Below are 22,128 nucleotides of genomic sequence, written 5' to 3' on the forward strand. Positions count from 1 at the left end.
AGGGTCCGCCGGGCCTCCAGTACCTTGTACGCGTGCCAGAGCCGACCCCCACCCGTCCCAAGCGTCGCGGCCGCCTCTTCCGTTTCGGCGCGGCCCTGTTGGTCCTGTGCGGCGTCGCCGCGTACCTCGTGGTGCAGTACGTCACCGGAGGCGGCGGAGCGCGCGGCTGCAAGGTGGTCTCGGCCGACGGTGACACGACGTCGTACGAGTTCACGCCGGAGCAGGCGGTGAACGCGGCGACGATCGCGGCCGTCGGCACCGGACGCGGGATGCCCGAGCGGGCGGTGACGATCGCGCTGGCGACCTCCCTGCAGGAGTCGGGGCTGCGCAACATCGAGCACGGCGACCGGGACTCGCTGGGCCTGTTCCAGCAGCGGCCCTCGCAGGGCTGGGGCACCGCGCAGCAGATCATGGACCCGGCGTACGCGGCCGGCATCTTCTACGCCCACCTCGCCAAGGTGCCGAACTACACCGATCTGCCGCTGACCCGGGCGGCCCAGGAGGTCCAGCGCAGCGGCTACCCGGAGGCGTACGCCAAGCACGAGTCGGACGCGAAGCTGCTGGCAGCGGCGCTGACCGGGCGCGCGGCGGCCACGCTGACCTGCGACGGGCGCCCGGAGACCATGGCCTCGGCGACGGGCCCGGACGCGGTGCGGGCCGCGCTGGTACGGGACTTCGGGCGGGACGCGCTGCAGGAGACCGGTGCGGAGGTGGGCGGTACGCCCGTGCCGTCGCCGTCTCCCGCGCCGAGCGTGACCGCGACCGCGCAGGGGCGGACCGTGACGGTGCCGGTGCCGCAGGGCACGAAGGTCGACGCGATCGGGCGCGGCGAGCGGCAGCGGGGCTGGCAGCTGGCGCAGTGGGCCGTGGCCAACTCCTCGGCGCTGCACATCGAGCGGGTGTCCTACGCGGGGCGGGAGTGGGCCGCGGGGAGCGGCGGCGGGCAGTGGAAGGCGGCCGCTTCGTACGGGGCCCGCGGCGCGGGGGCGTCCCTGGGGGTCGTCCGGATCGTGACCGGACAGTAGTACGGGAGATCACTCCGAGGGGTTGTACGGCGCCGGTCCGGGCGGCGGCTGTGACGATACGCGTACCGTCTCCGGAATCCCTGGGAAATCAAGGGCCGTAAGGATTCTGCGGAATTTCGGGCAGACGTTCTTTGCCCGTTTTTATCCACACCTGATAATGCGATGCGTTACCCATTCTTTACCTGGGGTGTCCGCAACCTTCGCGGGTTTCGAGCGGTAGTCACGGCGTCCGAGCCACGACACGGACCCGGACACAGACACCGTTCATCCCCGTCGAATGGAGCATCATGTCCCTCCCTCTGACCCGCCGGATCGCCCGTGCCGCGCTGCTCGTCGCAGCGGGAGCGGCAGCCGGGGTCGGTGCAACCGGCTCCGCCGGTGCGGCCACGAACCTGCCGGCGGCGGCCCCGAACCTGGGTGGCCTGTCCGCCCTGGACACGGCGCACGCCGGCAACACGGTCGACGGTGCCGCGCAGACCGTCACCTCCCTCGCGGGCCACGCGGGCGGCAAGGCGGTCGAGCAGACGGTGCCGGCCGCGGGCAAGACCACGGGCGGTGCCCTGAAGAAGACGACGCCGGTGGCGCAGAAGGCCGCGGGTGACGCCGCCGGGGCGGCCGGGAGCGTCCTCGGCGGCGCCACGTCCAACGTGACGAAGGGCGGCGTGCCCCACCTGCCGGTGCAGGGGCTGCCGCTGGGTGGCTGAGCGCCGCTTCGACCGGTGACGGGGTCCAGGGAGTTCCCTGGGCCCCGTTCGCTTGTGCGCCTGCGCCGGGATCTACGCCGTCAGGCGCGACACCGCTGCCCGAATGCGTTCGTCCGTCGCCGTCAGGGCCACTCGTACGAACTTTTCGCCCGCCTCGCCGTAGAAGTCGCCCGGGGCGACGAGGATCCCCAGGTCGGCCAGGTGGGCGACCGTCTGCCAGCAGGACTCGTCCCTCGTGGCCCAGAGGTAGAGGCTGGCCTCGCTGTGTTCGATGCGGAAGCCGTGGCCGAGCAGGGCCGCCCGGAGGGCGTCGCGGCGGGCGGCGTAGCGCTCGCGCTGCTCGTGGACGTGGGCGTCGTCGCCGAGGGCCGCCACGACCGCCGCCTGGGTCGGTGCGGGGGTCATCATGCCGCCGTGCTTGCGGATCTCCAGCAGCGGGCCCAGGACGGCCGGGTCGCCGGCGATGAAGGCCGCGCGGTAACCGGCGAGGTTGGAGCGCTTGGAGAGCGAGTGGACGGCCACGATGCCGTCGCAGGAGCCGCCGTTGACGTCCGGGTGCAGGACCGAGACCGGGTCGGCCTCCCAGCCCAGCTCCAGATAGCACTCGTCGGAGAACAGCAGCACTCCGTGCTCGCGGGCCCAGGCCACGATGTCCGTCAGCTCCTGCTTCGACAGCACCTTGCCCGTCGGGTTCGACGGCGAGTTCAGCCAGAGGAGCTTCAGGCCCGTCGGGTCCAGGTCGCGCGGGTCGTCGTAGACCTCGTAGTCGGCGCGGGCGAGGCGGGCGCCGACCTCGTAGGTGGGGTAGGCGAGGCGCGGGTACGCGACCTTGTCGCCGGGGCCGAGGCCCAGCTGGGTCGGCAGCCAGGCGACCAGTTCCTTGGAGCCGACGACCGGCAGGACATGGCGGTGGGTGACGTCGCGGGCGCCCAGGCGGCGCTCCAGCCAGCCGGTGATCGCGTCGCGCAGCGCCGGGGTGCCCCAGACGGTCGGATAGCCCGGGGAGTCGGCCGCGTCGATCAGCGCCTTCTGGATCAGCTCGGGCACCGGGTCGACCGGGGTTCCCACGGAGAGGTCGACGATCCCGTCGGGGTGCGCGGCGGCCGTCTTCTTGTACGGCTCCAGCTTGTCCCAGGGGAAGGTGGGGAGCCGGTCGGAGACTGCGGACACGGGAATCAGGCTCTCTTTCGTACGGTGCGGCAAACGCCTCGGTCCCGTACGGCCGCGATCTGGGCGATCGGGCCGTACGGGACCGAGGCGGCGCGTTCGGTGCGGGCCGCTTGGCGCTTAGACGGTCACTCGCCCTGCGGCGGCAGCGCGGCGACGAACGGGTGGTCGCGCTCGATCAGGCCCAGCTTGCTGGCGCCGCCGGGAGAGCCGAGCTCGTCGAAGAACTCGACATTCGCCTTGTAGTAGTCCTTCCACTCCTCCGGGACGTCGTCCTCGTAGAAGATCGCCTCGACCGGGCAGACCGGCTCACAGGCACCACAGTCGACGCATTCGTCCGGGTGGATGTACAAGGACCGGGAGCCCTCGTAAATGCAGTCGACCGGGCACTCCTCGATGCACGCCTTGTCCTTGACGTCGACACAAGGCTGCGCGATGACGTAGGTCACGCTGTCGTTCCTCCTCGATAGGGCGCTGGCGGGCCTCCTCAGGCTCCGCCGCCTGGCGCGCGGGAGCGCGGCGTCGTCGATGCCCGCCCCTAGTATCTCCGTTCCGGAGCATGATCCGAACAGGAGGGGTGAACTGACCAGTGGAAATCTCGGCTGCAGGACGTCTGGAAGTCCGCATCACCCCTGCTGACGTGGGAAAACGTGTTTCCGTACGGCGGTTGAGCGAACCCGGCGCGGCGCCGGAGAAGTTCACCGACACGGTGGGTGTTCTCACATCATGGGACGCTGGCGTGCTCATGATCACACGGCGGGACGGGCAGAGCGTCCGGATCGCCGAGTCCGCGCTGGTCGCGGGCAAGGTGGTACCGGCCGCTCCGGCGCGCCGCCGGGGGCCCGCCGCCTCGTACGAGGAACTCGCGCGGGTCTGCTCGCGCGGCTGGCAGCCGCTGGAGACCGAGCGGCTGGGCGAGTGGGAGCTGCGGGCGTCCGGCGGGTTCACCCGGCGGGCCAACAGCGTGCTGCCGCTCGGCGACCCCGGTCTCCCCCTCGACGCGGCCCTGATGGCCGTACGACGCTGGTACGGCGAGCGCGGCCTGCCCGCCTACGTCCAGACGGCCACCGGAGCCGAGGGCACGCAGGAGCTGCTGTGCGCGGAGCTGGAGCGGCGCGGCTGGGTGCGGGAGGTGACCGCCGAGGTGTGGACCGGCGGCCTGGCGCCGGTCGCGGACCGGGCCGAGGGCACCGGCGTGGTGCTGTCGCGGCAGGCGGACGAGGCGTGGCTCGCCCGGTACCAGCGCAAGGGGGTGAGCGAGGTGGCCCTGCGGGTGCTGGGCGGCGGGCCGTCGGTGTGGTTCGCGACCGTGCCCGGTGCCGAGGGCGAGGCGCCGGCGGCGATCGGGCGGTGCGTCGTGGACGGGCGGTGGGCCGGGTTCGCGGCGGTCGAGGTGGATCCCGGGCGGCGCCGGCAGGGACTCGCCACCGAGGTGATGGCCGCGCTGGCCCGGCGGGCGCTGGCCGAGGGCGCGTCGGCGGCCTGGCTGCAGGCCGAGACGGGCAACGAGGTCGCCCGCGCGCTGTACGCCGCACTGGGCTTCACACCACACCACGCCTACCACCATTACCGGGCACCGGACGCACCGACGCCCGACGCTCAGGACCACGAGACGGCCAAGTCCACGGGCCGGGGCGGGGCAGCGGCCGCGGTCGGTGGCGGGGAGACGGCTGTCGCTGCGGACACGGCCGACGCTGCGGTCGGCGATCGGGACACCGCCAGCGCTGCCGACACGGCCGGCGCTGCGCACGCGGTCGGCGATCGGGCCCCGGCCAGCACTCCCCACGTGGCCGACGTTGCGGACACGGTCAGCGCTGCCGACACGGCCGGAGCTGCGGAGACGGCCGGCGCTGCGCACGCGGTCGGCGATCGGGCCCCGGCCAGCACTCCCGACGCGGCCGACGTTGCGGACACGGCCGGGGCTGCGGACACGGCTGGCGCCGCGCGCACGGCCGCCGATCGGGACACCGTCAGCCCGGCTGACACTGCCGATACTGCCGGACCTGCGGACAAGGTCGGCGGTCAAAGCACGGTCCTCGATCGGGACACGGCCCGAGCTGCCGACCAAGTCGACGCCGCCCAGACGACCGGAGCTGCCCACGCGGCCGGGGCGGCGGGCTCGGTTGGCGACCGGGACACCGCAACCGGCGCAGCAGGCCGCCGGAGTCACGCGGGCCACCGCGCGGGCCCGGCAGGCGGCGGGTCCAAAGGCCGGGGGCTGGAGGAATCCTGGCCGGTCGGGTCGTAGAACCGTTGTGGAAGGGCATGAGCCTGGCATGCGTCACCCGTATCTGCCGCCGCCGTATCCGCCCCCGCCGGAGCGGTCGGCCGAGTTGCGTCGCAGGTTCGCCGAGGAGGCGCGGTCCGAGCGGCCGGATCTGTCGGCGCTGTGCCTGCTGATCGGCGCCGAGGGGGACGGCACGCTGGACGAGGCCGGGATCGACGCCGCCCAGCTGGAGCTGGACCGGCTCGCGGGCGAGTTGCCGTACCGCCCCGGTGGGCCGCGCGCGTGGGCGGAGGCCGTACGGCGGCTGCTCGGGGAGCGCTACGACTTCCACGGGACGCCCGGCGACTACCAGCGGCTGGAGTCCTCCTTGCTGCACGAGGTGCTGCGGCGGCGGCGCGGGCTGCCGATCCTGCTGTCGGTGGTGTGGCTGGAGGTCGCGCGGCGGGCGGGGGCTCCGGTGTACGGGGTCGCGCTGCCGGGGCACTTCGTGGTGGGCTTCGGCCAGGCTGAGGAGCAGGTGCTGGCGGATCCGTTCGAGGGCGGGCGGGTGCTGACCGGGGCCGACGCGCAGATGCTCGTGGTGGGGGCCACGGGGGCGCCGCTGGACGCCTCGATGCTGGAGCCCGCGGCGCCGCTGGAGGTCGTCCAACGGATCCTGAACAACATCCGCGCGTGGGCCGCCGCCCGGCCGGAGCGGTCGGACGTGGCGCTGTGGGCCGTGGAGCTGGCCCTGCTGGTGCCCGCGCATCCGGCTCGGCTGCGCTACGAGCGTGGGCAACTTCTCGTGCAGCGAGGGGAGTTCGCGTCCGGCGCGGAAGAGCTGGAGTACTACGCCGAGTTGATCGAGGTGGTGGACGACTCGGCCGCGCGGAAGGTACGGGAGCAGGCGCACACCGCTCGCGCGATGCTCAACTGACCCTTCAGAGCCACCCCTTCTCCCGCGCGATCCGTACCGCCTCCGCCCTGTTCCGCACCGCGAGCTTCTGGATGGCCGTGGAGAGGTAGTTGCGGACCGTGCCCTGAGAGAGGTGGAGAGCCTTGGCCAGTTCGGCGTTGGTGGAGCCGTCGGCGGCCGCCCGAAGCACCTCGCGTTCGCGTTCGGTGAGCGGGTTGGCGCCCTCGGCGAGCGCGGCGGCGGCCAGCGTGGGGTCGATGACCCGCTCGCCGGACAGCACCTTGCGGATCGCCTCGGCGAGCTGGGCGGCCGGGGCGTCCTTGACGAGGAAGGCGTCGGCGCCCGCCTCCATGGCGCTGCGCAGATAGCCGGGGCGCCCGAAGGTCGTGAGGACGACCAGCTTGACCTGCGGGAACTCCCGGTGGACCTGGGCGGCCGCCTCGATGCCGGTGCAGCCGGGCATCTCGATGTCGAGCAGCGCCACGTCCACGCCGTGCGCGCCGACGGCGGCCAGCACCTGGTCCCCGCGCGCGACCTGGGCGACGACCTCGATGTCCTCCTCCAGGCCGAGCAGCGCGGCCAGGGCCTCGCGGACCATCGACTGGTCCTCGGCCAGCAGGACCTTGATCGTGCTCGTCATGCCCCGGATCCTATGTCCCCCGGGGAGCCGACGGGACACGGGCGACCAGCCGGAACCCGTGCTTGATCCGGCCCGCCTCCAGGGCGCCGCCGGCCTTCTCCAGCCGCTCGGTGAGACCGATCAGGCCGTTGCCGGGCCCGCTGCCGATGCCGCCGGATCCGTTGTCCTCGACGGAGAGTTCGAGCACCGCGCCGTCCAGGGTCTGGCGGTGGGTGAGCTGGACGAGGCACTTGTCGGCGCCGCTGTGCCGGACCACGTTGGTGATCGCCTCGCGCAGCGCCCAGGCGAGCGCGGACTCGGACTCCTCGGGGACGCCGTCGAGGTCGGGCTCGGCGGGCACCTCGGCGCTGACACCGGCGGCGGTCAGGGCGACCTGGGCGCCGGCGAGCTCGGCGGCGAGCCGGGGGCGCCGGTAGCCGGTGACGGCCTCCCGGACGTCGACCAGGGCCTGCCGGCTGACCTGCTCGATGTCGGCGACCTGCTGGGCCGCCTTGTCCGGCTGGCCGGGCAGCATCCGCCCGGCCAGCTCGCTCTTCAGCGTGATCAGGGAGAGCGAGTGGCCCAGCAGATCGTGCAGGTCACGCGCGAGCCGCAGCCGCTCCTCGTTGGCGGCGAGCTGGGCGACGGTGGCCCGGGCCTTGCGCAACTCGACGGTCGTACGGACGAGTTGGCCGACGCCGACCATCGCGAAGCCGATGAGCACGACGAGGACCAGGCTGTCGTCCGGTTTCTGGTCCCAGTGCCGGCCGACGAGGTACGTCACCACGCCCGTCGACGGGATCGCCCAGTACGTGGCCCGGACCGGCAGGGTGGCCCCGCAGGCGACCGAGAGGTAGACGAACAGGCCGAGCCAGGCGGGGCCGAGGGTGTAGGCCAGGAGGGGGGCGAGGACGGCGAGGACCGAGAGCATCGACACGACGACCCGCGGCGAGAAGGGCCGCCCCATGTTCCGGAAGACCAGCGACAGGTAGGTGACGACGAAGGCGGTCAGGCCGAGCGCGCCTGCCACCGTGCCGCCCGTGGTGTGCCGGCCGCTGGTCAGATCGTGGACCGGGGAGCCGAGAAAGATCAGCCAGACCCCGATCCACAGCGTCTTGACCATGAGCTCGCGCCGGTTGCGCGGCCCCTGGCCGATCCGCACCTGGTGCCGCTGCTCGCGGGCCTGCGGGTCTTCCGTCATCGTGCTCACGCCTTCAGCGTGTCCTTCCGGTACAGCCAGGCCGCGCCGCCCGCGAAGAGGACGAAGTAGACGGCGAGGATGGCGATGTCCGTCGCGTGCGGGGCCTGGCTCTGTTCGATCGCCCGCCCCAGTGCAGCGTACGCGTGCGTGGGCAGCCACTTCGCGATGTCCTGCAGGACCTTCGGGAAGGTGGTGGACGGCATCCACAGGCCGCCGAGGATCGACAGGCCGAAGTAGATGATCATCGTGATCGGGCGGACCGCGTCACCGGAGGCGACATAGCCGATGGCGACGCCGAGCGCGGCGAAGACCAGGCTGCCGGCCCAGATGACCCCGGTGAGGGCCAGCCACTGCCAGGCGTCCAGGTGGACGTGCTTGATCGCGGCCGCGGCCAGGAACACCACGATGATCGACGGCAGGCTCACCACGGCGGCGCTTGCGGTCTTGGCGAGGACATAGCCGCGCCCGGGCAGCGGGGTCAGCCGCAGCTGCCGTACCCAGCCGTTCTCGCGCTCCTTGGCGATGCGTTCGCTGTTGCCCATCAGGACGGCGGTCAGGGCGCCGAAGGAGGCCATGGAGACCATCAGGTACGTGGCGACGGTCAGGCCGGTGCCGTCGACCTTCTCGTTCGAGCCGGAGCTGCTGGAGAAGATCAGGAAGAGGATCGCGGGGTAGAGCACCGAGAAGAACAGGAACTTCTTGTTGCGCAGGGCGCGCGTCAGTTCGAGCTTGATCAGCGCGTTCATGACTGCTTGGCCTCCTCGGCCTCCGTGATGGCGACGAAGGCCTGCTCCAGACCGAGACCGGCGACTTCGAGGTTGCGGGGGTAGACACCGAGGCCGTACAGGGCGTGCACGGTGGCGTCGGCGTCGGACGACTGGATGCGGACGGTCTGGCCCGACACGTCGATGGAGGTCAGGAACGGCAGGGCGCGCAGGGCGGTCTCGTCGATCTCGCCCTCCAGGTCGAAGGCGACCCGGCGGGCGCCCGCCTTGGCCTTGATCTCGGCGGCGGTGCCGTCGGCGAGGAGCCGGCCGCGGTGCAGCACGAGCACGCGGTCCGCGATCGCGTCGGCCTCTTCGAGGTAGTGGGTCGCGAAGAGGACCGTACGGCCCTGGTCGGCCTGCTCGCGCATGGTGGCCCAGAAGGCCTGGCGGGCGGAGACGTCCATGCCGGTGGTCGGCTCGTCCAGGATGATCAGGTCGCTGTCGCCGGCGGTGGCGAGGGCGAAGCGGACGCGCTGCGCCTGGCCGCCGGAGAGCTTGTTGACCTTGCGGTCGGCGATCTGCGTGATGCCCGCTCGGGCCATCACGTCCGCGGCCTTGTACGGCTTCGGGTGCAGCGAGCAGCCCAGCTTGACCAGTTCCTCGACCGTGACCTCGTCCATCAGGCCGCCGCTCTGCAGCATCGCCCCGACCCGCCCGGCGACGATCGCCTCGCGCGGGGTGCCGCCGAAGAGGCTCACGGTGCCGCCGTCGGGCTGCTTGAGACCGAGGAGCAGATCGAGGGTGGTGGACTTGCCGGCCCCGTTCGGGCCGAGGAGGGCGACGGTCTCGCCGGGGTACAGCCGGAGCGAGAGGCCGTCGACGGCCCGCACGCTCCCGTACGTCTTGGTCACCTGGTCGAAGCCGACCACCGGGGTGGTGGTGGCCGGTGCCGCAGTTGTCGTCATGGCATCCATGCTCGCGGCGACGGCCGGGTGCGGGGCAGTGTCGGGGATCCCGAGTGGCGGATGACAGATGTCATACGGATCGGGTGACGGGCATGACCAAGGGGGTGCCCGCCGAACGCCGGACGCCCCCTTGTGCGGCTGGTCTAGCTGGGGTTGGTGGAGATGACCGCGACCCGGTTGGTCTTGCTGATCAGCGCCTGGCGCAGGGCGACGTACACGTCCTGCGGAGTGACCGGCGTCTTCTTGCCGTTGGCGCGGGTGATGAGCACACCGTCGAAGGTCTTGCCGTACAGCTGCTTCAGGGCGGCCAGGTCGGGCTTGTCGACCAGCTTCCCGTCGACTGCCGTCACCCGGAGGAACTTCCACAGCGAGTTCTGCGGGCTCATCAGGACCGTGTGCGCCGCGTCGGTCTTCACGACCACGTTGGCCGACATCGCCGGCTGCGCGAACAGTTTCATCTCCTGGTCGACCGCCGCGTTCGACACCGTCGGCTGACTGGTGGTCGTCGGGACGGTGATCGGCGTCGGCGTGCCCGTCTCCACCAGGGTGCGGTAGGCCTGTTCGACGGCCTGGGTGGACTGGGCGGCGTCGATGGCCTTGCCCGCCTTGCCGTAGACGGCGACCGCCTTGCCCGGCTTGAAGTCGATGCCGCCCTCGACGACCGAGCCGGATCCGCCGCCGGCCTGCTGGAGCGCGGCCTGGAGCTTCTCCTCGTCCACCGGCATCTCGGGCTCGATCACCCGCTTCTGCCCGAAGAGCGAGCCGATGACGTGGACCGGGTTGTAGTCGCTGGTCGCGGCCTTGCTCACAGTGGCCTGGAAGTCGAATTGGAGACCGGCGTTCTCCGGCGTGAGGGTGACCGTCCTGCCGCCGACGGAGAGCTTCAGCGGCTTGTTCACCCGGCTGCCGAAGGCGTCGTCGAGCTTCTTGACGGCGTCGTCACGGGTGCCGCCGCCGATGTCCACGCCGAGGACCGTGGTGCCCTTGGGCACGTCGGTGTGGTTCATCAGCAGTCCGGCGCCGTAGGCACCGCCCGCGACGACGACCACGCCGACGCCGAGCAGCACCAGCTTGCTGCGGCCCTTCTTCTTCGCCTTGGCCTGCGCCTTGGGGGCGGGGGCCGACGCCGGCTTTGCCTGGGTCTGCCCGGCCGGACCGTCGGCGGAGAACGGGGAGCCGGCGGCCCCGGGGACCACCGGGATACCGCTGGTGACGGTGTGTCCGGAGACGTTGTCCACCGGGCGGTAGCCGGGCGTGCCCGGTTCGGGGGCCGGCTTCTGCGGGGTGAGGATCGCGGTGTCGTCGCTGAGTCCGCCGCCCGGGCCGAGACCGATGGGACCGGCGCCGCCGGCCGGGGCGCCGGGGCCGCCCGGGATGGCGGGCCCTTCGAGGTCGGCGAGGTCGGCGAGGGCGCTGCGCGGGGGCTGGGGAGCCTGGGTGTGCCGACCGCCGGGAGCGTCGAAACCGCCCATGCCGGACAGGGCGTCGAAGGGTTCGCCGGCCGACGGGACGAGGGGGCCGTCACCGGTGACCGGGCCGCTGGTGGGGCCGGCCGGGCCCTGGGGGCCGCCCGGACCGCCGTGGCCGTTCGGGCCGTTGAAGCCGCTGGGGCCACCGGGGCCGCCGAGGCCGCCCGTTCCGCTCGGAGCGGCCGGGCCGCCGAAGCCGTCGTGGCCGCTCGCACCGGTGCCGGGGAAGCCGCTGCTGCCGTGTGCACCCCGGGTGCCGAAGTCCTCCGGGCCGCTCGCACCGGCCCTGCCGGTGCCGCCGACGCCGTCCTGGCCGCCGTTCTCCGCGAAGTACGGCAGGTTGTCGCGGCGCGGTTCGCCGCCCGACGCGCCGGGGCGGGAGCCGGTGCCCGCGTTCAGTGCCTCGGTCACGTCGAAGGAGCCGGTGCCGCCGCCGTGTCCGGGGGCGACGGGGCCGCCGGTGGCACCGGGCAGGCCCTTGCCCTTGCCGGCGCCGGGGCGGGAGGTGCCCGGGACGCTCATGGAGCCGACCACACCGCCGGGGCGGGCGCCGGGGCGTGCGCCGGTGGTACCGGACGCCCCGGTTGCTCCCGGACCACCCGGACGGGTGCCCGACGCGCCGGGGGCGGTGGTGGAAGCTCCGGGCGTTCCGGCCCCGTTCGTGCCGCCGCCGCCCGGACCGGCCTTGCCGGCGGAGGACTTGCGGGGCGCGAACCAGTCGCTGGTCTTCTCCTCGGCCTGGGCCGGGGGCTCGGCGGGGGGCTCGGCGGCGGAGGTGGCCGTCCGGTCGGGCGCCGGGCGCGGCTCGCGGGCGGGCGCCTCGTCCCCGGCGCCTTCGGCGTCCCCGACGGGCTTGCGCACGACGACCGGCGGGATGGGCCGGGAACCGGGGATGTTGATCCGGATCCGGGTCGTCAGCGTGGTCTCGGTCTTCTTCTCCTCCGGGCGCGTGGCCGAACGACCGGCGTCCGTACCGTCGTCGGAAGCCATGGGGGTCCCGTACGGCGGCGTGCCGGAAGGGTATGCGGCACCGCCGCGCCCGTTGGGCCCGGAGGACGGAGTGTCAGTTTCACGACTCAAGGCAGGTTCTCCCAGTTGGCTTCGCCGCCCGTTTCGACCTCAACTAGCTCGGGCGGCTCGGCGGCGCGCACCACCATACTGGCCACTTCTGGCGCTTATCCCATGACCGCCGAGGAAACCCACACCGGACTCGCACCTGCGCCGCACGGCGAAGTGGTACGTCACTTGCCAAGTCGGGCGGGACCGCCCCGAGGTTGCCGCCCGGCGCCAAGGGTGGCACAGATCACAGCGAGGGCCATACCGCCGAGCAGGAAGAGATAGGAGCCGAGTCCCGCGCCGAACAGGAAGTCGCCCTCGGGGCGTGAGGTGGTGAGCAGGATGACGGTGATGATCCAGCCCGCCACCGGGGCGACCGCCCCGCCCCGGCCGCCCGTGGCGTACGCCCCGCCGAGGAACAGCCCGGCCGCGCCCGCGAGAGCGAGCAGCAGCCCGCCGGGGAACCAGGCGGCCTGGAGCAGGGAACCGGCCAGGCCGATGACGGCGCCGAGCAGGAAGAGTCCGGCATAGGCGGCGATCCGCCCCGCCGAGGGCCGCTGCAGCGGCTGGGCGAGCAGCGGGCCCTGTCCGTTGTTGCTCATGCCGCCGCCTCCTCGATGCCCGCGAACAGGTCGGTCTCCCCGGGGCGGCCCGCGCCGCGCACCAACTCGTAGTACTCGGTGGTGAACAGCGGCTGGGCCAGTTCGTTGGAGAGCGCGAAGTAGGGCTCGGCCACCTCGATCTGGGTGACGTGGGCGCGCATCGCGGCGGCCTTGGCGGCGGCGTGGGCGGACCCGTCGACGACGGTGGTGACCCGCTCGTCGTCCACCACACCGGGTACGTCGGCGACGGTGGCGCTCTTCTCGAAGGGCAGCGCGGCCAGCTCGTCCTGGAGCCGGGCGAAGGCGTCCTCGGCGACGGAGCGCGGGACGCGGTTCCAGTAGACCTTGGCGATGCGGTGGCCGCGTTCGGCCGCGAGCTCGACGGCACGCATGGCGACGCGGTGGGCCTGGATGTGGTCCGGGTGGCCGTAGCCGCCGTTGTCGTCGTACGTCACGAGGACCTGGGGGCGGATCTCCAGGATCACCTCGGCCAGGTACCCGGCGGCCTCGTCGAGGTCGGCCTGCCAGAAGCACCCGGGGTCCGCGTTGTCCGGGATGCCCATCATCCCGGAGTCGCCGTAGCGGCCGGCGCCGCCGAGCAGCCGGGCGTCCGTCACCCCGAGCGCGCGCACGGCCGCGGCCAGCTCGCCACGCCGGTGCGCGCCCAGCGCCGGGCCGGTCAGGTGCCGAAGCTCCGGCGGGATGACCTCACCCCGCTCCCCGAGGGTGCAGGTGACCAGGGTCACATGCACACCCTCGGCCGCATACCTGGCCATGGTGGCGCCGTTGTTGATCGACTCGTCGTCCGGATGCGCATGCACCAGGAGAAGACGCCGGGCGGGGAGTTCCGTCATGGGACCACCCTACGAGGCGGGGGGCGCCTTGGGGGGTGGCTGGGGTGGGGGTGGTGTCGGGGGGCCGGGGGTTGATTGGTTGCCGTGGGGCCGCCCGGGAAAGTGGCCGGCCTGCCGGTACCGGGCCCTGCCGTCGGGGAGTCACATCCGTCCCATGGGTTCCGCGCCCGGAGCGATTGGCAGGTTTGTGCCACTCGACGGCCATCCATGCCCTTTTGACCTGCGGGTCTGCATCATGGGGGTGGCACGAATCTGCCAATCATCGCTCGCCCACCCCAGAGGTGGGGCTGGTGAGGCCTCTGTGAACGCCCGCCGGGGACCGCCCAGGGACCCCGGAACGGGGGCCGAGGACCGCCTCAGAACTTGATGCTGCTGATCATGCTGGCGACGTTGGTCGTCAACTGGCTGATCGTGGGGGCGACGGTCGAGGAGGCGAGGTAGAAACCGAGCAGCATGCAGACGAGCGCATGACCACCCTTCAGCCCTGACTTCTTGATCAGCAGGAAGACGATGATCGCCAGCAGCACCACCGCCGAAATCGAGAGTGCCACGGCGGCTCACCTCCAAAGATCGTCAGATCTAGATCAGTTGAGCAAATCCATGCAGACGCCAGCAGGTTCATACCCACACAGCGGTAGTGATCATAACTATCCGTGCTCGCGCATCGCGCGGCGCACGGCCGCACAAGGGGGCGCATGGCCAATATGGTCGGGGTATGACGACCGAGTCTGACTCCTTCCCCCGTCGGTACGCCCGCACCCAGCGGTTCACGCTCGGCGCGCCGCGTGCGTTCACGGTGGCACCCGACGGTGCGCGTGTCGCGTTCCTGCGCTCCGGCTCCGGCACCGACCGGGCCAACTCCCTTTGGGTCATGGACCTTCCGGACCGCGCAGAGCGTCTTGCGGCCGATCCCGGCGCCCTCCTCGGCGGCGCCTCCGAAGAGCTCTCGGCCGAGGAGCGGGCGCGCCGCGAGCGCAGCCGGGAGGGCGGTGCCGGCATCGTCGGCTATGCCACCGACACCGCCGTGGAGTTGGCGGCTTTCGCCTTGTCGGGGCGGCTTTTCGCGGCCGAGCTGCGGGCCGGTACCGCACGCGAACTCCGGGTCCCGGGACCGGTGATCGACCCTCGCCCCTCCCCCGACGGCCGGCACATCGCGTATGTCGCGCAGGGCGCGCTGCGGGTGGTGGGCGCCGAGGGCGAGGGTGACCGGGCGCTCGCCGAGCCGGAGCCCACGGACGGACCGGGACGGGTCACGTACGGGCTCGCCGAGTTCATCGCGGCCGAGGAAATGGGCCGTTCGCGGGGATTCTGGTGGGCGCCGGACGGGCGCCGGCTGCTCGTGGCGCGCGTGGACGACACGCCGGTGAAGCGGTGGTGGATCGCGGACCCGGCCCACCCGGAACGTGAGCCGATCGACATCGCGTACCCGGCCGCGGGCACGCCGAACGCGGACGTACGGCTGTTCGTGCTCGGGCTCGACGGGGAGCGCACGGAGGTCGCGTGGGACCGGTCCCGCTATCCGTATCTGGCCCGTGTGCACTGGTCAGCGGCGGGTGCGCCGCTGTTGCTGGTGCAGGCGCGGGACCAGCGCAGCCAGCTGTTCCTGGCGGTGGACCCGGACACGGGGGCCACCCGGATGGTGCACGCCGATGAAGATCCAAGTTGGCTGGAACTTTTCCCTGGAGTGCCCTGCTGGAGCCCGTCCGGGCAGCTTGTCCGGATCGCGGACGAGGGCGGCGCACGGGTGCTGACGGTCGGCGAACGGCCGTTGACCGGCGGTCAGTTGCACATCCGCGCGGTGCTGGACGTGGGCGACGACGACGTGCTGGTTTCCGCCTCGGCGGGCATGGAGGCGCAGGAGCCGGAGACCGGCGAGGTCCATGTGTACCGGGTGAACGAGCTGGGTGTGGAGCGCGTGTCGCAGGAGCCCGGGGTGCACTCGGCGGTGCGCGCCGGCGGGGTGACCGTGCTGGTGTCCGCGACACCGGACACTCCCGGCTCCCGTGTCCAGGTACTGCGTGACGGAAAACCGGCGGCGACTGTCCCCTCGTACGCCGAAAGTCCTGGTTTCTCCCCGCGGGTGACGCTGACCCAGGGGGGCGCACGCCGAATTCCGTGCGCCGTGCTTATGCCACGGGACTACCACGGTGACACTCCTCTGCCCGTCCTGATGGACCCCTACGGCGGCCCGCACGGCCAGCGGGTGCTCGCCGCGCACAACGCCCACCTCACCTCCCAGTGGTTCGCCGACCAGGGTTTCGCGGTGGTCGTGGCGGACGGGCGGGGCACTCCGGGGCACTCGCCGACCTGGGAGAAGGCCGTCCGGGACGAGCTGGCGGCCGTCGTACTCCAGGACCAGGTGGACGCGCTGCACGCGCTCGCCGGTGAGTTCCCGCTGGACCTCGACCGGGTGGCCATCCGCGGCTGGTCCTTCGGCGGCTATCTGGCGGCACTGGCGGTGCTGCGCCGCCCGGACGTCTTCCACGCGGCGGTCGTCGGCGCCCCGGTCACCGATCTGCGGCTGTACGACACGCACTACCAGGAGCGCTATCTGGGCCTGCCGGACGAGCAGCCGGAGGTCTACAGCCGCAACTCGGTGATCGACGACGCGGGCCTGGTCGGCCCGGCCGAGCCGCACCGCCCGATGATGATCATTCACGGGCTTGCGGATGACAACGTCGTCGTCGCCCATTCCCTGCGGCTGTCCTCCGCCCTCCTCACCGCCGGCCGCCCGCACGAGGTCCTGCCGCTGTCCGGGGTGACGCACATGACCCCGCAGGAGACCGTCGCGGAGAACCTGCTGCTGCTCCAGCTGGACTTCTTCCGGCGTTCGCTGCCCCAGCAGGGAAAATGACCGTGAACTGCGTTAACACGCAGGCAACTTCACGGAAGCGGCACCGATATACGGACGCGGCACGCTGATCAGCGTACGGCCGTGCGGGTGCCGTAAGCGGGCCGGGGTGCGCCATGTCATCCCGGCCCGCTGCCGTACGCGTACCCCTACGAGTCCTCCGCCGGCACCACCCGCTTCTCCTCCGCGAAGTGGCAGGCCGAGGCGTGGGCCGCCGGGCCGGAGGTGTCGCGGAAGACGGCCGGTACCGCCAGGGCCGGCACCTCCCGGACGCAGCGCTCCTGCGCCTTCCAGCAGCGGGTGCGGAAGCGGCAGCCGGAGGGGATGTTCGTCGGCGAGGGCACGTCTCCGCTGAGGATGATCCGCTCGCGCTGTTCCCGGGCCGCGGGATCCGGTACCGGGACCGCCGAGAGCAGGGCCTGGGTGTAGGGGTGCGTGGGGTGCTCGTAGATCTCGGCGTCCCTGCCGATCTCCATGATCCGCCCGAGGTACATCACCCCCACCCGGTCGGAGATGTGCCGGACGATGGACAGGTCGTGCGCGATGAAGACATAGGAGAGGTCGAACTCCGACTGGAGGCGGTCCAGGAGGTTGATCACCTGGGCCTGGATCGAGACGTCGAGGGCGGACACCGGCTCGTCGGCGACGATCACCTCCGGGCGCAGCGCCAACCCCCGTGCGATGCCGATGCGTTGGCGCTGGCCGCCGGAGAACTGGTGCGGATAGCGGTTGACGTACTCCGGGTCGAGGCCGACCACGTCCAGCAGTTCCTGGACACGGCGGCGGCGGTCGCCCTTGGGCGCGGCCTCGGGGTGGATGTCGAACGGCTCCCCGATGATGTCGCCGACCGTCATACGGGGGTTGAGAGAGGTGTACGGGTCCTGGAAGACCATCTGGATGTTGCGGCGTACGGCCTTCAGGGCCTTGCCGGACAGCTTGGTGATGTCCTCGCCCTTGAACCTGATGGAGCCGGCCGTGGGGCGCTCCAGGTTGCAGAGCAGCTTGGCGACCGTGGACTTGCCGCAGCCCGACTCGCCGACGATGCCGAGGGTTTCGCCCTTGCCCAGGGTGAAGTCGACGCCGTCGACGGCCTTCACCGCGCCGATCTGCTTCTTGAAGAGGATGCCCCGGGTGAGGGGGTAGTGCTTGACCAGCCCGATCACTTCGAGGATGGGCTCAGTGGTCGAGGTCGTCGACGTCATCGAGGCACTCCCTCCAGAAGTGGCAGGCGCTGCCGCGGGTTCCGGAGACCTCGTACAGCGGGGGTTCGTCGGTGCGGCAGACGTCCCGCGCCATCGGGCAGCGCGGGTGGAAGGAGCAGCCCGGCGGGATGTGCATCAGGTTCGGCGGCAGGCCCTTGATGGCGTACAGCTGCTGTCCCTTCTGGTCCAGGCGCGGGATGGAGTCCAGCAGGCCGCGGGTGTAGGGGTGGGCCGGCGCCTTGTAGATGTCGCGGACGGGCGCGGACTCGACGATCTTCCCGGCGTACATGACCGCGATCCGGTCGGCCACGTCCGCGACCACGCCCAGATCATGGGTGATCAGGATCAGCCCCATGTGGTACTCGCGCTGCAGCTCCGCGAGCAGGTCCATGACCTGGGCCTGGACGGTGACGTCCAACGCCGTCGTCGGTTCGTCGGCGATGATGAGCGCCGGTTCCAGGGCCAGCGCCATGGCGATCATGATGCGCTGGCGCATACCGCCGGAGAACTGGTGGGGATAGTCCCGCACCCGCTGGGCGGCCGCCGGGATGCGCACCCGCTCCATCAGCTCGACCGCCTTGCGCCGCGCGTCCTTCTTGGACATCCCCCGGTGCACGACGAACATCTCGCCGAGCTGGTCCCCCACGGAGAGCACCGGGTTGAGCGCCGACAGCGCGTCCTGGAAGATCATCGCCATTTCGGCGCCGCGGATCCTCCTGCGCTCCTCTTCTTTCAATGTCAGCAGATCCCGCCCCTGGAACAGGATCCGACCGCCCGTGACCTTGCCCGGCGGGGTGTCGAGGATCCCCATCACGGCCTGCGCGGTCACGGACTTACCCGACCCCGACTCGCCGAGCACGGCCAGGGTCTCCCCCGCGTCCACCTCGCAACTCACCCCGTTGACGGCATGCGCGATCCCGTCCCGGGTCCGGAACTCCACCCGCAGATCCCGCACTTCGAGCAGCGCGCCGCCATCGCCTCGCACGGCCGTCACCTCAACTTCGGATCGAGGGCGTCGCGGACCGCGTCGCCGAGCATGATGAAGGCCAGGACCGTGACGGCCAGGGCGCCCGAGGGCCACAGGAGGGCGTGGGGGGCGTTGCGGATGTAGGGGGAGGCGGCGGAGATGTCGATGCCCCAGGAGACGCTGGGCGGTTTCAGGCCCACGCCGAGGTACGACAGGGTGGCCTCCAGCGCGATGTAGGTGCCCAGCGCGATGGTCGCCACCACGATCACCGGGGCCACGGCGTTCGGGGCGATGTGGCGCAGCAGGATGCGGGAGTCGGAGGCGCCGAGGGCGCGGGCGGCCTGGACGTAGTCGTTCTGCTTGGCGGTGATGACCGAGCCGCGGGCGATGCGGCCGATCTGCGGCCAGCCGAGCAGCACCATGAAGCCGATGACCGGCCAGACCGTGTTGCTGGTGACCACGGAGAGCAGGACCAGACCGCCGAGGACGACCGGGATGGCGAAGAAGATGTCGGTGATCCGGGACAGGATCGAGTCCCAGACGCCACCGAAGTAGCCCGCCAGGGCCCCCAGGACCGACCCGAGGACGCCCACCCCGAGTGTCGCCAGCACGCCCACCGTGACGGACGTACGAGCGCCGTACACCGTGCGCGTGTAGACGTTGCAGCCCTGGCCGTCGTACCCGAAGGGCGCGCCCGGGCCCGGGCCGTCCTGAGCCTTGGCGAGGTCGCAGGTGAGGGGGCTGCCGGAGGCGATCGCCGAGGGCCAGACGGAGATGAGGACGAGGAAGAGGATCACCACGGCGGAGATCAGGAAGACCGGGTTGCGGCGCAGGTCCCGCCAGGCGTCGGACCACAGCGAACGCGGCCTGCCCTCCGGGCCCCCCGGGGGCCGCTCCAGCGAGGCGGCCTCGCTCGCGCCCAGGTCCATCGCGCCTCCCATGCCGGTCCCGGCGATCGCGCCCTCGGGCTCGTACGGCTTTTCAGGCATAGCGGATCCTCGGGTCGAGCACGGCGTACAGGAGGTCGACCAGGAGGTTGGCGACGAGGAAGACCAGGACGAGGACCGTCACGAAGCCGACGACCGTCTGCGTGTTCTGGCGCAGGATGCCCTGGTAGAGCTGGAAGCCGACGCCATGGATGTTGAAGATCCGCTCGGTGACGATCGCACCGCCCATCAGCGCGCCGATGTCGGCACCGATGAAGGTGACCACGGGGATCAGCGAGTTGCGCAGCAGATGACGGACGACGACCCGGCGCCGGGGCAGGCCCTTGGCGACCGCCGTACGGACGTAGTCGGCCCGCTTGTTCTCCGCGAGGGAGGTCCGGGTCAGCCGGGTGACGTAGGCGAGGGAGACGGAGGCGAGGACCAGGCCGGGCACGATCAGCTCGCCGAAGGTCGCGTACGCCGAGACGGACGGCCTGATCCAGCCCCACTGGACGCCGAGCAGCAGCTGGAGCAGCAGACCGGTGACGAAGGTGGGGACGGAGATCACTACCAGGGTGGCCAGCAGCACCCCGGTGTCGACGGGCCGGCCGCGCCGCATGCCCGTGAGCACGCCCAGTGTCACACCGACGACGATCTCGAAGAGGATCGCGACGATCGTGAGCCGGATGGTGACGGGGAACGCCGTTCCCATCAGCTCGGTGACCTTCTGGCCGTTGAACGCCGTACCGAAGTCTCCGGTGAAGACGTTCCCCATGTAGGTGAGGTACTGCTGCCAGAGCGGCTTGTCCAAGCCGAACTCCCGCTTGAGCTGGGCGGCCGTCGCGGGATCGCAGGCCCGCTCCCCGCACAGGCCGGCGATGGGGTCGCCCATCACGTTGACCATGAGGAAGATCAGCAGGGTGGACCCGATGAACACGGGGATCATCTGGAGCAGCCGCCGCGCGACATAGCGCCCCATGGGGATCAGCCCACCTTGATCTCGTTGTAGACCGGAACGCTGAAGGGGTTGAGCGCCACGTGGGAGAGCCAGGAGGTGTAGCCGGCGCTGCCGTTCTGGTACCAGAGCGGGATGGCCGCCATGTTGTCGCGGACGACCTCCTCGGCCTGCTGGAACAGCCGGACGGCCGCGGCCTGTCCGGTCTCGGCGTTGGCCCGGTCGACGAGGCGGTCGAACTGTCTGTTGGACCACTTGCCGTCGTTGGAGGAGGCGCCCGTGTAGTACAGCGGCTGCAGGAAGTTCTGGATCAACGGGTAGTCCATCTGCCAGCCGGCCCGGAAGGGGCCGGTCATCTTGTGCTGCCCGATCTGGTTGCGGAAGTCGGCGAAGGTGCCGACGGGGTTGCCCACGCAGGCCTTGTTGTTGCCGAGGGCGTTGTTGACGGAGTTGCACACGGCGTCCACCCATTGCTTGTGCGAGCCGGTGTCCGCGTTGTAGGTGATCTTCAGCTGGCCGCCGGGGATCCCGCCGCCCTCCTGGATGAGCTTCTTGGCCTGCGAGGGGTCGTAGTCGCAGGCGTGGCCGCACAGTCCGGGCTGGTAGCCGCCGGCCGTGCCGAGGACCGGGGAGGTCCAGTCGGTGGCGGGGGTGCGGGTGTTCCGGAAGATGGTCTCGGTGATCTGCTTGCGGTTGATCGCCATGGACAGGCCCGTGCGGACCTTCCGCGCCCCGGGGGTGTTCCACTTCGGGTCGTAGTACGGGAAGGCGAGGGTCTGCAGGATGCCGGCCGGGGTGTTGATGTAGCGGCCGTTCAGGTCGGTCTCGACGTTCTTGAGCTGGGTGGAGGGCACGTCGTCGACCAGGTCGAGGTTGCCGGCCAGCACGTCGGTGTAGGCGGTGTTGTTGTCGGTGTACACCAGGAGGGTCACGCCGACGTTCCGCGCCGGGTCGGGGCCGGGGTAGCCGTCCCACTTCTTCAGGTTCATCGCCGAGCCCCTGGTGTACGACTCGATCCGGTAGGGCCCGTCGCCCACCGGCTTCTTCAGCCAGGCGGCGTGGTCGGTGAAGAAGGTGCGGGGCAGCGGGACGAAGGCCGCGTAGCCGAGGGTGTCGGGGAAGCTGGAGAACTTCTGGCCCAGCCGGACGGTGAAGGTGTGGTCGTCGATCACCTTCAGTCCGGACAGGGTGTCGGCGGTCTGGGCGCCGCTGTCGGGGTGGACCTTGTCGTAGCCGTCGATGTAGGCGAAGAAGTAGGCGTTCTTCTGGTTGTTCCTCAGGCTCGCCCCGTAGTTCCAGGCGTCCACGAAGGAGTGGGCGGTCACCTTCTCGCCGTCGGAGAAGGTCCAGCCGTTCTTCAGCCTGATCGTGAAGTTCTGCGAGTCCCGGGTGTCGATGGAGGCGGCGAGCCAGTTCTGGGCCTTGCCGGTCTTCGGGTCGTACTTCTTCAGGCCCCGGAAGATCATGTCGAGGACCTTGCCGCCCTGCACCTCATTGGTGTTGGCGGGCTCCAGCGGGTTCTGCGGGTCGCCCCAGGACGAGGTCAGCACCCCGGCACCGCCGGAGCCGCCGCCACCACCGCAGGCGGTGGCCAGGAGCCCGGCGGCGATCACACAGGCGGCCCATCGGGCGTGCCTGACACCCCGCATGGCTGCCTCCTCCGAGAGCGCAGATCCGATACCGGTCAATATCGGCTCATACGATCACATACCACACACCGATCGCCGGATTGAGGG

Annotated in this window: 19 protein-coding genes and 1 pseudogene; 5 read left to right on the forward strand and 15 right to left on the reverse strand. The window is 71.5% G+C overall.

What is annotated here, in order from left to right:
• The first annotated feature begins 32 nt into the window (after positions 1-32).
• Both ACWCQS_RS00950 and ACWCQS_RS00955 read left to right on the forward strand, forming a co-directional pair.
• The gene (locus ACWCQS_RS00950) at positions 33-1,025 is read left to right on the forward strand and encodes a heavy metal transporter (RefSeq protein WP_451002503.1); all 993 of its coding nucleotides are present in this window, start codon (positions 33-35) and stop codon (positions 1,023-1,025) included.
• Positions 1,026-1,312: 287 nt separating this feature from the next.
• Positions 1,313-1,729, forward strand: coding sequence for an ATP-binding protein (locus tag ACWCQS_RS00955; protein WP_451002504.1), 417 nt, complete (start codon positions 1,313-1,315; stop codon positions 1,727-1,729).
• Positions 1,730-1,801: 72 nt separating this feature from the next.
• On the opposite strand, the gene ACWCQS_RS00960 is transcribed toward ACWCQS_RS00955, so the two are convergent.
• Together ACWCQS_RS00960 and fdxA are read right to left on the reverse strand one after the other, a co-directional pair.
• Positions 1,802-2,899, reverse strand: a complete 1,098-nt coding sequence (locus ACWCQS_RS00960; RefSeq protein ID WP_451002505.1) for a bifunctional succinyldiaminopimelate transaminase/glutamate-prephenate aminotransferase — start codon at positions 2,897-2,899, stop codon at positions 1,802-1,804.
• Between the two features lie 125 nt (positions 2,900-3,024).
• The gene (gene fdxA, locus ACWCQS_RS00965; RefSeq protein ID WP_023546973.1) at positions 3,025-3,345 is read right to left on the reverse strand and encodes a ferredoxin; all 321 of its coding nucleotides are present in this window, start codon (positions 3,343-3,345) and stop codon (positions 3,025-3,027) included.
• A 140-nt stretch (positions 3,346-3,485) separates the two neighbouring features.
• On the opposite strand from fdxA, the pseudogene ACWCQS_RS00970 reads away from it, so the two are divergent.
• A pseudogene (locus tag ACWCQS_RS00970) lies at positions 3,486-4,478 on the forward strand (GNAT family N-acetyltransferase); the annotation flags it as partial.
• Positions 4,479-5,172: 694 nt separating this feature from the next.
• On the forward strand, positions 5,173-6,039 hold the full coding sequence (locus tag ACWCQS_RS00975; protein ID WP_451002506.1) for a transglutaminase family protein: 867 nt from the start codon (positions 5,173-5,175) through the stop codon (positions 6,037-6,039).
• Positions 6,040-6,043: 4 nt separating this feature from the next.
• Here the strand turns inward: ACWCQS_RS00975 and ACWCQS_RS00980 are convergent, their stop codons facing one another.
• The 8 genes from ACWCQS_RS00980 to ACWCQS_RS01015 form a co-directional block, all read right to left on the reverse strand.
• Positions 6,044-6,658 (reverse strand): response regulator, encoded by a 615-nt coding sequence (locus tag ACWCQS_RS00980; RefSeq protein WP_388620448.1) that lies wholly within the window; start codon positions 6,656-6,658, stop codon positions 6,044-6,046.
• A gap of 10 nt (positions 6,659-6,668) precedes the next feature.
• Positions 6,669-7,838 (reverse strand): sensor histidine kinase, encoded by a 1,170-nt coding sequence (locus tag ACWCQS_RS00985; RefSeq protein ID WP_451002998.1) that lies wholly within the window; start codon positions 7,836-7,838, stop codon positions 6,669-6,671.
• 5 nt (positions 7,839-7,843) lie between these two features.
• Entirely contained in the window at positions 7,844-8,584 is a 741-nt protein-coding gene (locus tag ACWCQS_RS00990) for an ABC transporter permease (RefSeq protein WP_451002507.1), read from the reverse strand.
• On the reverse strand, positions 8,581-9,510 hold the full coding sequence (locus tag ACWCQS_RS00995; protein WP_450981760.1) for an ABC transporter ATP-binding protein: 930 nt from the start codon (positions 9,508-9,510) through the stop codon (positions 8,581-8,583). The genes ACWCQS_RS00990 and ACWCQS_RS00995 overlap by 4 nt, the downstream gene beginning before the upstream one ends.
• Positions 9,511-9,653: 143 nt before the next feature.
• Complete coding sequence (locus ACWCQS_RS01000) at positions 9,654-12,059, reverse strand: hypothetical protein (RefSeq protein ID WP_451002508.1); 2,406 nt, start codon at positions 12,057-12,059, stop codon at positions 9,654-9,656.
• A gap of 161 nt (positions 12,060-12,220) precedes the next feature.
• Positions 12,221-12,637 (reverse strand): DUF6113 family protein, encoded by a 417-nt coding sequence (locus ACWCQS_RS01005; protein ID WP_451002509.1) that lies wholly within the window; start codon positions 12,635-12,637, stop codon positions 12,221-12,223.
• Positions 12,634-13,491 carry an N-acetyl-1-D-myo-inositol-2-amino-2-deoxy-alpha-D-glucopyranoside deacetylase gene (gene mshB / locus ACWCQS_RS01010; protein WP_451002510.1) on the reverse strand — a complete coding sequence of 286 codons (858 nt, stop codon included), beginning with the start codon at positions 13,489-13,491 and terminating at the stop codon, positions 12,634-12,636. Before mshB ends, ACWCQS_RS01005 begins: the two co-directional genes overlap by 4 nt.
• A 356-nt stretch (positions 13,492-13,847) precedes the next feature.
• Positions 13,848-14,042, reverse strand: coding sequence for a hypothetical protein (locus ACWCQS_RS01015; RefSeq protein WP_055707280.1), 195 nt, complete (start codon positions 14,040-14,042; stop codon positions 13,848-13,850).
• A 164-nt stretch (positions 14,043-14,206) separates the two neighbouring features.
• Here ACWCQS_RS01015 and ACWCQS_RS01020 point away from each other — a divergent pair, with 164 nt between their 5' ends.
• Entirely contained in the window at positions 14,207-16,345 is a 2,139-nt protein-coding gene (locus ACWCQS_RS01020) for a prolyl oligopeptidase family serine peptidase (protein WP_451002511.1), read from the forward strand.
• Positions 16,346-16,491: 146 nt separating this feature from the next.
• On the opposite strand, the gene ACWCQS_RS01025 is transcribed toward ACWCQS_RS01020, so the two are convergent.
• From ACWCQS_RS01025 to ACWCQS_RS01045, 5 genes are read right to left on the reverse strand one after another with little or no spacing between them, the layout of a single operon-like run.
• The gene (locus ACWCQS_RS01025; RefSeq protein WP_451002512.1) at positions 16,492-17,544 is read right to left on the reverse strand and encodes an ABC transporter ATP-binding protein; all 1,053 of its coding nucleotides are present in this window, start codon (positions 17,542-17,544) and stop codon (positions 16,492-16,494) included.
• On the reverse strand, positions 17,519-18,529 hold the full coding sequence (locus tag ACWCQS_RS01030; protein WP_451002513.1) for an ABC transporter ATP-binding protein: 1,011 nt from the start codon (positions 18,527-18,529) through the stop codon (positions 17,519-17,521). Before ACWCQS_RS01030 ends, ACWCQS_RS01025 begins: the two co-directional genes overlap by 26 nt.
• A gap of 5 nt (positions 18,530-18,534) precedes the next feature.
• Positions 18,535-19,500 (reverse strand): ABC transporter permease, encoded by a 966-nt coding sequence (locus ACWCQS_RS01035; protein WP_451002514.1) that lies wholly within the window; start codon positions 19,498-19,500, stop codon positions 18,535-18,537.
• The gene (locus ACWCQS_RS01040; RefSeq protein WP_388620419.1) at positions 19,493-20,416 is read right to left on the reverse strand and encodes an ABC transporter permease; all 924 of its coding nucleotides are present in this window, start codon (positions 20,414-20,416) and stop codon (positions 19,493-19,495) included. The genes ACWCQS_RS01035 and ACWCQS_RS01040 overlap by 8 nt, the downstream gene beginning before the upstream one ends.
• A gap of 5 nt (positions 20,417-20,421) precedes the next feature.
• Entirely contained in the window at positions 20,422-22,041 is a 1,620-nt protein-coding gene (locus tag ACWCQS_RS01045) for a peptide ABC transporter substrate-binding protein (protein ID WP_451002515.1), read from the reverse strand.
• Positions 22,042-22,128: the final 87 nt, after the last annotated feature.

The sequence above is a fragment of the Streptomyces sp. NPDC002076 genome (genome assembly GCF_053593835.1).